14 protein-coding genes and 1 pseudogene are annotated in these 14,744 nt (G+C 53.2%); 10 read left to right on the top strand and 5 right to left on the bottom strand.

Features of this window, described 5'->3' with window-relative positions; all coding sequences use genetic code 11:
• Nucleotides 1-123: 123 nt before the first annotated feature.
• Both L6439_RS19400 and L6439_RS19395 read right to left on the bottom strand, forming a co-directional pair.
• On the bottom strand, nucleotides 124-774 hold the full coding sequence (locus L6439_RS19400) for a nitroreductase family protein (RefSeq protein ID WP_168180206.1): 651 nt from the start codon (nucleotides 772-774) through the stop codon (nucleotides 124-126).
• A 360-nt stretch (nucleotides 775-1,134) separates the two neighbouring features.
• A complete protein-coding gene (locus L6439_RS19395) occupies nucleotides 1,135-2,328 on the bottom strand; it encodes an MFS transporter (protein ID WP_213469521.1) in 1,194 nt (397 codons plus the stop codon).
• Nucleotides 2,329-2,505: 177 nt separating this feature from the next.
• On the opposite strand from L6439_RS19395, the gene L6439_RS19390 reads away from it, so the two are divergent.
• The 3 genes from L6439_RS19390 to pfkA all read left to right on the top strand — a co-directional run bounded on the left by L6439_RS19390 (nucleotide 2,506) and on the right by pfkA (nucleotide 5,007).
• Complete coding sequence (locus tag L6439_RS19390; protein WP_168180204.1) at nucleotides 2,506-2,823, top strand: hypothetical protein; 318 nt, start codon at nucleotides 2,506-2,508, stop codon at nucleotides 2,821-2,823.
• Nucleotides 2,824-2,986: 163 nt separating this feature from the next.
• On the top strand, nucleotides 2,987-4,024 hold the full coding sequence (locus L6439_RS19385; protein WP_213469520.1) for a tetraprenyl-beta-curcumene synthase family protein: 1,038 nt from the start codon (nucleotides 2,987-2,989) through the stop codon (nucleotides 4,022-4,024).
• An 11-nt stretch (nucleotides 4,025-4,035) separates the two neighbouring features.
• Nucleotides 4,036-5,007, top strand: a complete 972-nt coding sequence (pfkA, locus tag L6439_RS19380; protein WP_168180202.1) for a 6-phosphofructokinase — start codon at nucleotides 4,036-4,038, stop codon at nucleotides 5,005-5,007.
• Between the two features lie 93 nt (nucleotides 5,008-5,100).
• Here pfkA and L6439_RS29525 read toward each other — a convergent pair whose 3' ends face one another.
• Both L6439_RS29525 and L6439_RS29520 read right to left on the bottom strand, forming a co-directional pair.
• The gene (locus L6439_RS29525) at nucleotides 5,101-5,304 is read right to left on the bottom strand and encodes a hypothetical protein (RefSeq protein WP_331253393.1); all 204 of its coding nucleotides are present in this window, start codon (nucleotides 5,302-5,304) and stop codon (nucleotides 5,101-5,103) included.
• A gap of 18 nt (nucleotides 5,305-5,322) precedes the next feature.
• Nucleotides 5,323-5,472: pseudogene (locus tag L6439_RS29520) on the bottom strand (DUF3899 domain-containing protein); the annotation flags it as partial.
• Between the two features lie 1,180 nt (nucleotides 5,473-6,652).
• On the opposite strand from L6439_RS29520, the gene L6439_RS19370 reads away from it, so the two are divergent.
• The 7 genes from L6439_RS19370 (at nucleotide 6,653) to L6439_RS19340 (ending at nucleotide 13,602) form a co-directional block, all read left to right on the top strand.
• Nucleotides 6,653-8,437, top strand: a complete 1,785-nt coding sequence (locus tag L6439_RS19370) for a peptide ABC transporter substrate-binding protein (protein ID WP_213469518.1) — start codon at nucleotides 6,653-6,655, stop codon at nucleotides 8,435-8,437.
• Nucleotides 8,438-8,510: 73 nt separating this feature from the next.
• On the top strand, nucleotides 8,511-9,458 hold the full coding sequence (locus tag L6439_RS19365; RefSeq protein WP_168180199.1) for an ABC transporter permease: 948 nt from the start codon (nucleotides 8,511-8,513) through the stop codon (nucleotides 9,456-9,458).
• Nucleotides 9,455-10,591 (top strand): ABC transporter permease, encoded by a 1,137-nt coding sequence (locus L6439_RS19360; protein WP_237096545.1) that lies wholly within the window; start codon nucleotides 9,455-9,457, stop codon nucleotides 10,589-10,591. The genes L6439_RS19365 and L6439_RS19360 overlap by 4 nt, the downstream gene beginning before the upstream one ends.
• A gap of 17 nt (nucleotides 10,592-10,608) precedes the next feature.
• Nucleotides 10,609-11,664 carry an ABC transporter ATP-binding protein gene (locus L6439_RS19355; RefSeq protein ID WP_213469517.1) on the top strand — a complete coding sequence of 352 codons (1,056 nt, stop codon included), beginning with the start codon at nucleotides 10,609-10,611 and terminating at the stop codon, nucleotides 11,662-11,664.
• A 1-nt stretch (nucleotide 11,665) separates the two neighbouring features.
• Nucleotides 11,666-12,619 (top strand): ABC transporter ATP-binding protein, encoded by a 954-nt coding sequence (locus L6439_RS19350; protein WP_168180197.1) that lies wholly within the window; start codon nucleotides 11,666-11,668, stop codon nucleotides 12,617-12,619.
• A 180-nt stretch (nucleotides 12,620-12,799) separates the two neighbouring features.
• On the top strand, nucleotides 12,800-13,000 hold the full coding sequence (locus tag L6439_RS19345) for a DUF3906 family protein (RefSeq protein WP_168180196.1): 201 nt from the start codon (nucleotides 12,800-12,802) through the stop codon (nucleotides 12,998-13,000).
• 65 nt (nucleotides 13,001-13,065) lie between these two features.
• Entirely contained in the window at nucleotides 13,066-13,602 is a 537-nt protein-coding gene (locus tag L6439_RS19340; protein ID WP_168180195.1) for an NADPH-dependent FMN reductase, read from the top strand.
• Between the two features lie 98 nt (nucleotides 13,603-13,700).
• On the opposite strand, the gene L6439_RS19335 is transcribed toward L6439_RS19340, so the two are convergent.
• Complete coding sequence (locus L6439_RS19335) at nucleotides 13,701-14,528, bottom strand: YitT family protein (protein WP_168180194.1); 828 nt, start codon at nucleotides 14,526-14,528, stop codon at nucleotides 13,701-13,703.
• Between the last annotated feature and the right edge of the window lie 216 nt (nucleotides 14,529-14,744).

Raw genomic sequence — 14,744 nt, 5'->3', positions numbered from 1 at the left:
CGATTAGGAAAGCGGATTCGGAAGCCGATTGGGGAGAAAAAAAAGACAAGCCCCTCGGCTCATTCACCTGAATTGGGAATGGAGGGGCTTGTCTGTATAAAAGGCCGGAACCATGGCATCCGATTATTCGATAATGCGGAGAATCTCCTCCACCGGCTTGCGTGGAAGCTTGGCCGGCGTATCTGCGGCATAGCCAAGCGAGAGCACCATATTGACCTGCCGATCCGGCGGAATGTCGAGCAGCGACTTGATCGCGTCGGCGGCGAGCAGTACGGGCCCGGTCATCGGGCAGGTCGCCAAGCCGCGGGCATGGGCGGCGAGCATCAGATTTTGGAGCGCGAGACAGCTGCTCTTTATGCCTTCTTCATCCCATACAGACTCCGGAACGAGTTGAATCGGATCGAAGATCCGATCGCGGAACTTGGATGTATAAGGGGTCGCCAAGCCGATGATCAGGACGGGGGCGTCCGAGAAGGCGGTGGCATAAGGGCCGAACGATTTGACGAGCAGGCGCGCTTCCTTGGCCAGTCCCCGCTCTTCCGCTTCGGCCGCCTTGGCGTGCAGCGCGTCCCAGGTCAACTGCTCGATTTTCCGAATCCGCTCCCGGTTCATGACCGCGATGAATTCCCATGTCTGCGAGTTCGTGTCGCTTGGGGCATATCGTGCGCAGTCGACCAATTCCTTCACGTCCTCGACGGCGACGGGTTGCTCCGTGAAGCGGCGGACGCTCCGGCGGCTGTGAATGACTTCCTTCACGGTCTCATATAACGTCATCTTAACATTTCTCCTTCGCTGTATAAGAGGCGGTTCAAAAAGTCCGTTCGGGGCGGCGCCGAAACCGGCCTTGTGAACCGAACTGCAGATACGTTATTTCCAGTTCATCTCTTGATGCTCTATTATTTAGTACCACGTACTAAGACTTGATCCTATTATACGGGCCGTAATGTTGGATTGCAATGATTTCCGGCTTTGTGGCCGGAGCGATAACGATGTCTCCCGACGGGGTTCCGCGAGCTGTGAGGGACGCCTCTCCATGATTTGCGGCAACCTGCCAATGACATCTCCGCTTCCGGCAGTATGCCGCTTCCCTGGCGCCGACGGCCGGCACGGCGGAATCCGGCCATTTTGCGGAACTTAACGGCGGCGCCTCGGCCATCGGGTCCCGGTCTCGGCATAGCGGGAATGAACGGCCATCGCGAGGAAGCCTGCGCAGGCGGCGACGGCGAATGCCGCCCCGACATGGAAGACGGTGTCCTTGCCATAGGCTTGAAGGAGCATGCCTCCGAGGGTGCCGCTCAGCAGTCCGGCAATGCTCGACCAGACGATTGTATAGAGCGCGAGTCCCGTGGAACGGTACTCTTCGGGTATGACCCGGCTGATGTAGCGGACGGCGACGAAATAAAAAATGCCGAAGGATACGCTGTGCATGAGCTGCGTCGCCACGATGGCGCCCGGGGCCTGCAGATTGGCTACGAGCAGCAGCCGAATCGCATACGTCAAGCCGGAGAAGGCGAGCAGCGGGAGCTCCTTGAAGCGATCGCCGAAGGCGTTGAGCAGGAAGAAGATCGGAATCTCGCTGACGGCCGACAGCATCCAGGCCCAGCCGACGAGCGATTCGTCCGCTCCGAGTCCGGTAAGCGTCACTCCAAGAAAGGCTTCGTTCAACCGGTGCGCGATCGCGAGCAGGAGCACGAACAGGAAGAACAGCAGCACCTCGCGTTGTCTAAGCACGGCCCATAGCCCGGAGAACTCCATTTTTTTCATGGATGCCCGCTTGTCTGTCAGGAAAAAGGCGATGCCGAGCGACAAGACTCCGATGAATACGAGTATCCATACGGTATAGATGGCGCCTGCCGTGCGGAGCACCATGCCGAACAGCAGGGCGGCGAAGGCGAACCCGATCGACCCGAACACCCGGATGCCGATGAAGCTCTTGCCCTGAGCTTGCGCCGTCACGATAGAGAAGCTGTCGTTCAGCGGAAATATCGGAAAATAAAAGAAATAGAACAGAATAAGAACCGGGACCACCGCTCCGAAAGAAGCGAATTGACTGAGAATCAGCGACAGGATGATTTGGGCGCACAGCAGAAGAATCAGAACTTTTTTCAATGTCCCGAGCCGATCGCTTGTTAAGCCCCAGAACAGATTGGATAAGATGGAGATAAGCGGCCCGATGGAATAGAGCAATCCAATCTGAACGCTTGTAAACCCTAGTGCCTGATAATAAAGCGGCAGATAGGATACGACGACGGATGACGCCATGAAGATGGAGAAGGTAAAGGCCCGGAGCCAATGGGCGTCACGATTCTTCATAACCGGTTGCGACATGATGGTTCCCCCCGTGAAGTCAAGCATTGCATCAATGAAAGCATGCTATAGTATATCATGCTTTTAAGGGGTTCGGGGCGAGATTCGCGGCTGATGACATTTACTTTCCAGCCCCGTAATGGTACAGTAACTGCAAAAGTCGCTTCTGTACGGAAGCGGGAGGAGAAGGTCGCGGGAATGAACCGGTATCGCTTCGAGCGGGATGAACGGCTTGGCATTGAGCTTCCGGTGCTGCTCGTGCCCTGGGAATCGCTATGCTTCACGGAACAAGCCGAGGTCATTGCCCGCTGGGAAGACATCCGTAGCTGCATTCCGGAGCGGGTGAAGGAGCTAGAGGGCCGCATTATCGCCAAGCAGCGCGAACTGGACGAGGAAGAACGGTTTGAAGCATCCTGCCGGCTGAATTGGGATATCGCGGAGTTGGCGAGCATCATCCACGATCTGCATTTATGGTTCCGCGTGCAGCAGGATACCGTTGCCAAAAGCCATCTTTAGGTCAAAAAGGCGCGGGAATAGTTTGTGCAAAGAGTCACTTCGTAATATAATAGTTTTGGCTAAAATGAGTGCATCCACTGGTGGAGGACTGGAGAACGGGAGGTTATTCTTGGACCATTACAAGCTTAGCCGTTCAGTGGCTCCAAGAGGGCCGTTGCGGCTCATGCACCGCGTATATAAATACATACTGCCGGGGGTACGTTCCGAACTGGATGCCTGGCGGGCGCGGGCAGAGAATATTCCGAACGAAGAACTGCGGAGACAGGCCCTGGCCAGCATCGCCACGAAGCAGTTTCACTGTCAGGGCGGCGCGGTATACGCTGCCATCCGCCCGGAGACGCGTGGCATCATGATTCCGTTGATTGTAGCTTTTCAGACGATAAGCGATTATTTGGATAATTTGTGCGACCGCAGCACCTCACTGGATCCGGATGACTTCCGGCTTCTGCACCAATCGATGCTGGATGCAGTCCAGCCCGAGCGCCCGCTGGCAGACTATTACGCCTTACGGGAAGACAAGGATGACGGCGGGTATTTGCGGGGACTGGTGGAGACATGCCGGGCCTGTATCGCTCAGCTTCCCGGCTATGAAGCCGCCCGCACGGATGTCGTCTGGCTCGTCGGGTTGTATACCGATCTTCAGGTGTACAAGCATATCGATCCGGCGAAGCGGGAAGAAGCGCTGCTCGCCTGGTGGCGGGACTATGAGGCCAAGTTCCCGGATTTGACGTGGAATGAGTTCGCCGCAGCGACGGGTTCTACCCTCGGCGTGTTCCACTTGTTCGCCGCTTCCATGGACGGCGGACTTGCGAGGGAGGATGCCGCGCTCATCCGGGAAGCCTATTTTCCATATGTATGCGGTCTTCATATCCTGCTCGATTATTTGATTGATCAGGAGGAAGACCGGGTGGGCGGAGATTTGAATTTCTGCCATTACTACCCGAACCAATCCACGGTTGTGAACCGGATTGGCCATATCGCGGAAGCGGCGAAGGAGCAGGTGAAGAAGCTGCCGGAGGAACGGTTCCACCGGATGATTATCGAAGGGCTTCTGGCGCTGTACCTGTCCGATCCGAAAGTACGAGACCAAGCTGAGGTGCAGGACGTATGCCGGCGATTGATGCGGAATAGCCCGTTGATGCGGTTGTTCTTCTGGGTCAACAGTCGCTGGATACGTAAACATACGCATAAGGAGAACTAGGAGGAAACAACATGTCTGATGTCAAAAAAATTGCTATCCTGACAAGCGGGGGAGACTCCCAAGGTATGAACGCGGCGATTCGCGCAGTGGTGCGGGCAGCCTTATTCAATGGAATCGAGGTATTCGGCATTCAGCGCGGCTATCAAGGCCTCCTGAATCAGGATATCCGTCCGATGGATCTGCGCAGCGTCGGAGACATTATCCAGCGCGGCGGCACGATTCTGCAATCGGCACGCTGTCAGGAGTTCCGTACGGAGGAAGGCCAGCGCAAGGGCGCGGATATTCTGCGCGCTCACGGGATCGACGGCTTGATCGTCATCGGCGGTGACGGCTCCTATCAAGGCGCGAACAAGCTCAGCAAGCTCGGAATCAAGACGATGGGCCTTCCGGGAACAATTGATAATGACATCTCGTATACCGACTACACGATCGGCTTCGATACGGCCGTCAGCATCGTGGTCGATGCGGTGAACAAGCTGCGCGACACGATGAGCTCCCATGAGCGCTCCTCTGTCGTCGAGGTTATGGGCCGCCATTGCGGCGACATCGCGTTGTATGCCGGTGTGGCCAGCGGCGCGGAATCCATTCTGGTGCCGGAAGTGCCGTTCGATATCGATGAAGTGGCCCAGCGGATGAAGCATAACTTCGAAGCAGGCAAGCGCCACAGCATCGTCATCGTCGCCGAAGGGGTAGGACGCGGCGAAGACGTGGCTCAAGGCATCATCGAGCGCTGCCCGACCGTGGAGCCTCGCGTTACGGTGCTGGGACATATCCAGCGGGGGGGAGCGCCAACCGCTTTCGACCGGATCCTGGCGAGCCGTCTTGGCGATTTCGCGGTTCGCAAGCTGATGGAGGGCGATTCCGGCAAGGCATGCGGCATGATCCGAGGCGAGCTGGTTGCGACAGACATTGACAAGGTCGTCAACACGAAAAAAGAATTCAATATGGAGCTGTACGAGCTGGCAACCCGTCTGTCCCAATAATAGGAACGGGCCGGCGCTTCCGTTGCTCAAGGCTCTCGCATAAAAATCCGGCTGACTGCACCCGATGCGGTCGGCCGGATTTTTGTTATTGCGCTACATGGAAGCGTATGCAAGCGCCAACGAACAGAGCAGCAGCGGAATCGCGAACAGATAGAACAGCCGGTTCGGCCATGGGCCCCGGCCGATTCGGGCGGCATGTTCATGCAGCTTCAGCTTGGACATCGATTCCCCGCCTGCGGCATCGATGCGATTGGCCGCGTCTTCGGCTTGTCTTTTACGCTGGAGATGATAACTCAAAGATTTAAAAAATCCGATATTTCGGACATGGCAAAACAAAGCGATGCATAAATAAATGAGCCCGATGATGAAAAAGGAATTCGAGAGATTGACGAGGGTAGGGACATGAGAGTTAAGGACCAGGTAAATGGCTGTAAGTAGAGCAGTAATAAGCGATAAACGTTTCATTGCCAAAACGGCTCCTTTCCCTGCGCAAGCCGTCAGCTTTGCCCGTGTTTATCTCTATGATTGAAGAGCGGCTGTGTGCGTGTTTTTGTTATGCTCGTTTGTTCTCTTTCGACATATTTGTGGGATTTCCTGCTTCTATCTACAAGATTTCCAAACACGCGATGTAAAAGTATCCAAAACATAATTTGTCTTTGTAGAAAGCGGTTACAGGAAAGGAAGAGGTCTATCCTTCCTGTAACTTATAAGGTGGAGGTGTTGGTTAGGTTATAACACATGAAATTGCTGTTACACAAAATATACTTAAGCCGTCACGTTTTAATGTAACGACTCAAGACGGGGACAGACTCCGATTATATCATTCTTATCGCGGGAAAATCGCTGTTTTTGACGGTGACCAAGCAGAGCGCGTAAAGAGTGTACTGAGATCAAAATCAGTGGAATTAGTACATAATGACAGGAACTCTGAGATTATACCTTTTTTATTTCAAAAAGGTTTTCTTGTACGTGAGAGTGTAGATGAGTTCCAAATGGCCACCGCACAAAAGTATAATATGTTGTCCTTTAACAGGACCCTCGAACTTATCTTGATGCCGAATGAAGACTGCAATTTTCGTTGTGTCTATTGTTATGAGGATTTTGTTAAATCGGAAATGAAGGTTTGTAGTCGAGTATGACGCTTTGACCATTATATTGACTTTTATCAGTGAATAGAATACAAGGGGATTTATATTCGGGTTTGCAGTTTTTGCAGACCCTTTTTACGTAGAACTGCCAGGGCAGACATAGCAGGTTTCTGCGGTTCGGGTTCTTATATTGCTCCTAGTACTAGGGCATAAACCGTTTTTTGGGATTAATTTATCTTCTTGACCAAGGTTTACAATATCCCCCTTCGAGATCATATATTTATATCTTGACTACCATTTGTCACTTTGATAGGCTTTTAATAATCGCATTCCACTATTTTCCTCGAGCGTATACTTCTTTGTCACCAATGTGATGCATATCCTATATCCCAAAGATTTGATCTGGAAAAAAATTGGATCATAAATGCATTAATTAACATTTAATTGATTCCATGAGGAATTTTGTCGATGGAATAGGTTTTCTGCATGTCCGTTTTTTATTGTACCCGCACAAATTGACATACATGAACAAATATTTTTATTGAGGAGGGGATCTTATGACACAGCCAAAAAAACCGTTTCTGGTGCTTTTGGCCATGTTGATGGTGCTGTCCTTCGCCGGCTGCACCAGCGGAGGCGGCAATGACGCCAGCCCGGCGAAGCAGGAGAACACAGAGGGGGAGAGCAAGGAAAATGGCGGACAAAAGGAGGCTTCCGCCAAGCCTGCGGTAGTCCGTTTTGCCGGACTGTCGGCGGAGACCTTCAACCAGCACACAAGTGAAAGTGCGGAAACGTCGAAGCTGATGGAGTATATTTATGGAAACATGCTTGAATTGATTTATGACGAAGATACAGACAACGTGAAATTTATTCCAAATCACGCCGTTGATTTGCCGGAGACAAGCGACAACAAAACATGGATCTTCAAGCTCAAGGAAGGACTGAAATGGTCAGACGGCACGCCGATAACGGCACATGATTACGAATATTCATATCAGATGCTGCTGGACCCGAAGCTGGTCAACCGCAGTGCATTCATGTTATTCGATAATATACCTGTTGTAAGCGCTAACAAATATTTCAAGGGCGAGGCCAAATGGGAAGAGGTCGGCATTAAAGCGAAGGATGATCTGACGCTGGAAATCGTGCTGGAGACGGAAATGCCGGAAATCGACGTTTTTCTTAGCTTTGCGGGCGGATTACCAACATCGCCTGTTCACAAGCAACTGTATGAAGCCGGGATGAATGCGGATAGAACCGCTACAACCTACGGAACGACGCTGGAGCAAGTCCCTTCCAGCGGAACATATCGCCTGAAGGAATGGGTTCGCGACCAGTACCGCGTATTCGAGAAAAACCCGGATGCGCCGCTGAAAGACGTGTATACGCCGGATCGCATCGAGAGCCGGGTCGTCTCGGAGAGTGCGACGCGCATGCAGCTGTGGGAGAAAGGCGAGATCGAAAATGTCACGATCAGCGGGGAGCAGTTCGACAAATATGGCGACGATCCGAGAGTTGTGTATACCGAAGCCAGAGGCGTGTGGGGATATTATATCAACTCGGAGTCGAAGGAAAATCCGATTCTGGCGAACAACGACCTGCGTAAAGCATTGTTTTATGGAATCGATCGCGAAAAAATAGCAAAAGGGATATTTAAAACCTACAAGCCTGCGCCGTATTATATCGCGACCCTGTGCATGGTAGGTGACTATAAGGATGGCCTAAGATATCGGGATACGGATGCAGCCAAAGCGATATTGCCTGAAGGAACAGGCTATGATGCGGAGCTTGCGAAAGAATACTTCGACAAAGCTTTTGCGGCGAACGGCAACAAGAAGATTACGATCGAGATCACTTACTTCGACGGTCAGGAAAATATGAAGAGAACGGCAGAAATGACGGAAGAGCTGTACGAGAAACTGTTCGGCCCAGACCGGCTCGACATCAAGCTGCGCGCCATGCCGCCTAGCGCCGCTTACGACGCTTATCGGGATGGAGATTTCGATCTGGGTATCGGATCTATCACCCAGAATGCCTTTAATCCATGGTCCAGCATGAAGGCATGGAGAACCGACTTCCCGAACCGTTCCCACCGCTTCAGCAGTCCGGAATTCGACGAGCTGCAAAAGCGGACGACGACCGGAGATTTGCTGCTGAAGCCGCAGGAAAGGCTCGAGGCATTGGCGGAAATGGAAAAAATGCTCCTCGAATATGTTCCGCAAATTCCGCTGTTCCAAAATGATAATGCGGTGCTGTATCAGGATCGGATTGAATTAAAGGCCAAAGGGAAGTACTTCCCGTCGGTTGAATTTGCTCCATTGCAATCCATTATTCATGACTAGATAAAAGGTGGAGACCTTGCGAAACGATCCGCTGCGCGAGGTCTCCGAATTTGCGAAAAGGAGCTTCAGGCCCATGCTGCGTTACATATCGCAAAGACTGGTTGCGATGGCAATCACTTTGTTTTTGATCATCAGCCTGTTATTCTTTTTGATCCATTCGATGCCCGGGAGCATCGTAAGCGATCCGATGCTCCCGCTGGACGTGAAGGAGCGCATTGAAGCGAAATATCATTTGGACAAGCCGCTTGTTGTTCAATACGTATATTTTTTGCAGGATTTCCTGACCTTCAATTTCGGAGACTCCATCAAGATGCAGCCGAATGTCCCGGTCTTCAATATTATTAAGGACAAGCTGCCGATCACGATTCAGCTTAATGTTTTCGCGCTTATCTTTACGCTGCCGATCGGCATCATGTTCGGTATTTGGGCAGCGCTCAAGAAGAATACCGCCACGGATCATGCGCTTAATATTATGGTCGTGCTGTTCATCTCGGTGCCGTCCTTCGTCCTCGCGGCGCTGCTGCAGTATATCGTCGCATTCAAATGGGAGCTGGTCCCGATCCTGCTCTCGGCGGAGCAGTCGATGAGCTGGACGAAGCTGAAATCGATGATTTTGCCGGTTCTGGCGTTATCCTTCGGTGAAATCGCGATCATTACCCGTTATTTGCGGGCGGAATTATGCGAAGCGCTCAACTCGGACTATATGCTATTGGCCCGCACGAAGGGACTGACCCTCGCGCAAGCGACCCTGCGCCATGCGATTCGCAACTCGTTCGTTCCGCTGGCGAATATTATTATTCCGTTATTCTTCTCGATCCTGTCGGGAGCAATCGTTATCGAAAATATTTTCGGCGTCCCGGGACTCGGCTCCCTCGTCGTCAACTCGATTAATGCTCTCGATCACCCGTTAACGATTGCCATCATGTTCTTTTATTCCTTGATCGGCTTGATCAGTATTTTAGTCGTGGACTTGTCATACGGCATCATTGATCCGCGGATCCGCATGGGAGGGAAGAAATGATGAAAATCGAAATCGAGAAACGCCAGGGGCAGAACCCTTTCGAGCTGGTGCAGCGGGAGAAGCAGCTTGCCGATCAGAAGTTCGAGGGCCAGGCGATCGGCTTTTTCAAGGACGCGATGCTCCGTTTCCGCAAAAATAAAGCGTCCACCGTCGCCGCTTTTTTTATCGGCTTGATCATCCTGATGGCAATCATCGCACCGCTGATCAGCTCCTTTACATACCGCGAGCAGAATATTGAATGGACCTTGCTGCCGCCACGCGTGCCGGGACTGGAGAAGCTGGGCATCTTCGACGGCACGAGGACGATGGACATTCAAAAGGCCAGTCTGGATGTGAAGTATAAAGACAGTGTCGTTAAAATTATCGACGAATTCGAAATGGATTATCGCGGCCGCAAAATACCGATGGTCAAAGCGAAAGTTAACATGTATCAATTGAAAGATGCAAAAGATCAATATTTCTGGATGGGCACGGACTCGCTGGGACGGGATCAGTGGACCCGTCTGTGGAAAGGGACGCGAATTTCGCTTCTGATTGGATTTATGGCCGTTACGATTAACGTGCTGATCGGCATTACCTACGGATCGATTTCCGGTTATTACGGCGGCAAGGTGGACATGATTCTGCAGCGGATTATCGAAATTTTGAACGGCGTGCCGCAGCTTGTGCTCGTCATTCTATTCGTCATGTATTTGGGAGCAGGGATAGTCCCGATCATTCTGGCGATGGTCATCACCGGCTGGATTGGGATGAGCCGCATGATTCGAGCCCAGTTCTACAAATACAAGGGGCAGGAATATGTATTGGCATCACGAACGATGGGGGCCAAGGATCGGGCGCTTATCTTCCGGCACATTCTGCCGAACGCCATCGGCCCGATCATTACGCAAGCGACGCTTGCCGTTCCGGGCGCTATATTCACCGAGGCGTTCCTGTCTTATCTCGGATTGGGGATCGCGGCGCCCGATCCTTCGATTGGCGTTCTTCTGTCGGATGGTCAGAAATTGCTGCTCGATCATCCATATTTGACGCTGTTCCCGGCCATCGTCATCTCGATTCTGATGCTCTCGTTCAACTTGTTCGGGAACGGACTGCGGGATGCCTTTGATCCGACGTTAAGAGGCCAAGAATAGGAGCGGGGTGAGAACAGATGACTGCGACACCGAATAAGGATACGATTTTGCAGGTCAAGGACCTGCGCATTACGTTCAACACCTTTGCGGGCAAGGTGCATGCCGTGCGCGGCGTAGGCTTCGATCTGCATCGCGGGGAGACGCTGGCGATAGTCGGCGAATCGGGCTCGGGCAAATCGGTGACGAACAAAGCGGTTATGGGCATTTTGTCCAAAAACGCCAATATAGAGAATGGAAGCATCCTCTATCAAGGGGATGATCTGACCCAATATACGGAGCGGCAATTTACGCAGATCCGCGGGTCCAAAATCGCGATGATCTTTCAGGATCCGATGTCTTCGCTGAATCCGATCATGAAGGTCGGGAAGCAGATTATGGAAGCGCTGCGGGCGCATAACATCAGCAAGGCGAAGGCGCGGCAAAGAGCGCTGGAGCTGATGATCGCGGTCGGCATTCCCGATCCGGAGAAGCGGTTCGAGCAGTATCCGTTCCAATTTTCCGGGGGGATGAGACAGCGGATCGTGATCGCCATCGCGCTGGCGAGCGATCCGGAAATCTTGATCTGCGACGAGCCAACGACGGCGCTGGATGTGACAATTCAAGCGCAAATTCTCGATCTGATCAAGCAAATTCAGAAGGAGCGCCAGTTATCCGTCATTTTTATTACGCATGATCTGGGCGTTGTGGCGAATGTGGCGGATCGGGTAGCGGTCATGTATGCCGGCAAAATCGTGGAATACGGCACGGTGGATGAAATTTTCTACAATCCGAAGCATCCGTATACCTGGAGCCTGCTCGTCTCGATGCCGGATCTGGATACGAGCTCATCGGATGAGCTGCTCGTTATTCCGGGGACGCCGCCGAATATGCTGTATCCGCCGAAGGGGGACGCGTTCGCGCCGCGGAACCGGTATGCGATGCGGATTGACTTCGAAGAAGAGCCGCCGATGTACCAAGTGAGCGAGACGCATTTCGCAGCCACGTGGCTTCTTCACCCGCAGGCTCCGCCCGTGCAGCTTCCCGATGTCCTGAAGCGGCGGATAGCGCAGCAAACCGAAAGGCTGGTGCGATAACATGACGAATTCGACGGTAACGCCGGTGCTGGAAGTGAAAAATCTGAAGCAGTATTTCACGAGCGGCTTCGGACGAAAGAAGACGGTGCTGAAGGCGGTCGACGATGTCAGCTTTACGATTTACAAGGGGGAGACGTTCGGTCTCGTCGGCGAATCCGGCTGCGGCAAGACGACGACCGGCAGGACGATTATCCGTCTGTACCAGCCGACGGGCGGGGAGATCTATTTCAATGGAAAGCTGATCTCGGGACCATTGAGCAAGGACGGGAGACAAGAAGTGACACGCGGCATGCAGATGATTTTCCAGGACCCGATCGCTTCGCTCAACCCGCGTATGACGGTGAAGGAAATTATCGGGGAAGGGCTGAAAATCAACAAGCTGTGCAAGAACGAAAAAGAGATGCTTGCCATGGTCTATGACATTTTGGAGACCGTCGGCTTGACGAAAGAGCATGCGAGCCGGTACCCTCATGAATTTTCCGGAGGCCAGCGGCAGCGGATCGGCATCGCGCGGGCGCTGATTACGAACCCCGATCTGATCATCGCGGACGAACCGATATCGGCGCTGGACGTCTCCATCCAGGCCCAGGTGCTGAATCTGCTGAACCGGCTGCGGAAGAAGCTCGGATTGACGATATTGTTCATCGCGCATGATCTGTCGGTCGTCAAATATTTTTCCGATCGGATCGGTGTGATGTATAACGGCAAGCTCGTGGAGTTGGCCCGTGCCGATGAATTGTACATGCAGCCGCTGCATCCGTACACACAGTCGCTGCTGTCGGCGATACCGCTGCCGGATCCGCATCACGAGCGGAACCGCAAGCGGATATACTACAATCCGGACATCCATGATTACAAGTCGGAGCGTCCGGAGCTGACGGAGATTCGGCCGGGTCATTTTGTCTATGCGTCTCCGTCGGAGGCCGAGGCCTACAGGAAAAAAGTGTCGCTCTAGGCGATCCTTAATGCACCGCGGCACTCAGAGGCGGATCTGAGGCGCGGTGTGTTTCATTCTGGCAATGAAAACGCGATCGGCCGCAGCCCTAGATACAGCCGTTTTGTGCCGCGGGTGGCTCTAGTTCTTGACGATGACTACCTATTTATGTATGATTTCCGAAAGGGGAGGGAGGAAGACATGTACATATACCGGTTGGAAGCGTCATCGGCGCAGGGAACGTTCGTATGCATCGTGGCCGCGGAGTCGGAAGCAGAAGCGTTCGCGCATGCGGAAGCGCATTTGACGCGCGAAGCGCCAGGCGCGGAATGGACAGACCTGGCGTTGCTGGAAAAGAAGCGCTGCGGCACGGGCAGCGGATATGTCATCCCCTCCCGTTAAGCCAGGCTGTTGATCGTGGGCGATGTTCGCTTGCCAACCGCAACATGACGGAAGGAGAGAAGATAGTGCGTATAGTATGTATTGCCGGGAGCAATCACGCGGATGCGACCAGCTCCAAGCTGGCGCGTTATATTGCCGCGCGGCTGCAAGAAAAGGGTCATGAGGCGGAGGTCGTGGAGCTTCATCTCCTGCCGCTGCCTCTGTACAATCCGGATGTGGATGAGGAGAATGCGAACGTGCTTCGCTTGAAGAAGGCGGTCAAGGAGAGCGACGCGATTGTGCTGGCGACGCCGGAGTACCATGGCAGCCTGTCGGGCGTGCTGAAGAACGCCCTTGATTATTTGAACTGGGATTATTTCAATAATAAGGTGGTGCTGTCCGTCAGCTCGGCTGGCGGGGCGGTGGGCGTCAGCTCTTTGTCCCATCTCCAGACGATCGTACGGAACCTGCACGGAATCAATTGCCCGGAATGGATCTCGATCGGAGGAGATCAGCGGGAGTTTACGGCGGACGGCGTGCCGTCGCATGAAAATGTCGTTCAGCGCGTGAACAAGACGCTGGATTATTTCCTGGCGTTGGCTAAGAATACGCGCGACCTCTAGCAGGTTGCCCGGATGGACTTATAAGACGATCGAACAAGCCCGCCCTTGCTTGGGGCGGGCTTGGTTTTTGCCGGTAAGAGTATATTCCCTGCAAATCGCTACTTCGACAGCGGGCGCCGGAAATTGCCGATGACGCCGACGGTCTCCACGATATTGACGAACGCCTTCGGATCGATCTCCATGATGCTGCGCTTCAGATCGGGCAGTTCGTAGCGGGTCGTCACGGTCATGAGCATATCCTTCTCGATATCGGTGAAAGCCCCCCGGGTTTTGATCACGGTTACGCCGTGCGGAAGACAGAGCAGTTTGTTGATTAGCGCTTCCTTCTCCCGGGTAATGATAAAGACGGTCACCTTGTAATGGTTGATATAGATCGTGCCGATGACTTTGCCTGTCGTGAAGATGGACACCATGGAATAGAGGACAAGCTCCCACTCCTGGGATATGTATCCGTGCGAGAAAATAACGGCGCCGTTCAAGATGATCAGGATGTTCTGAATCGAGAAATCCCGATAGCGGGTCACGATCGAGCCGATGATATCGAAGCCGCCGGACGAACCGCCTACGCGCAGCGAGATTCCGCTTCCGATTCCGACGAGCGTCCCGCCGAAGACGGCGGCAAGCAGCGGCTCGTTGGTCACCGTATGGACGGGAATGACAGTCAGCAGCCAGGTCGTGGTGGCGACGCTGAGAATGCTGTATCCGATGAACCGCTTGCCCAGTACGAACCAGCCCCAGATCAGGATCGGAAGGTTGAAGGTGAAGTACAAGACGCTTGGATTCCACCCGGTCAAGTAATTCGTCACGAGCGAGACGCCCGATAACCCGCCGCTGAGCAGATGATGCGGAAGCAGAAACAGATTGAAGGAGGCGGCGATACAGGCGGCTCCGATAACAATAGTGATGCAGTGGAAAATTCGCTTCAACGTGATGTCACCTCATGAGGTAGTATTGGTCAGTTCGGAACTGGTATTCTGTCAATCGTTTATGTTATAATATGCTGGATATTCTTGAGTAGGCTTATGTTACCCACGTTGACCATAATATGATTACATGGTGGAAGTCCCCCGTGCAGGACCCCTCCGCATTGTATATGAGAAGACGAACGGCTGGAAGTGCCTTACGTCACCATTGTCGCGCTA

It is taken from the genome of Paenibacillus dendritiformis (assembly GCF_021654795.1).
Classification (GTDB): domain Bacteria; phylum Bacillota; class Bacilli; order Paenibacillales; family Paenibacillaceae; genus Paenibacillus_B.
The sequence above is the reverse complement of the archived record's forward strand: the minus strand, read 5'-3'. Positions and strand labels throughout refer to the sequence as shown.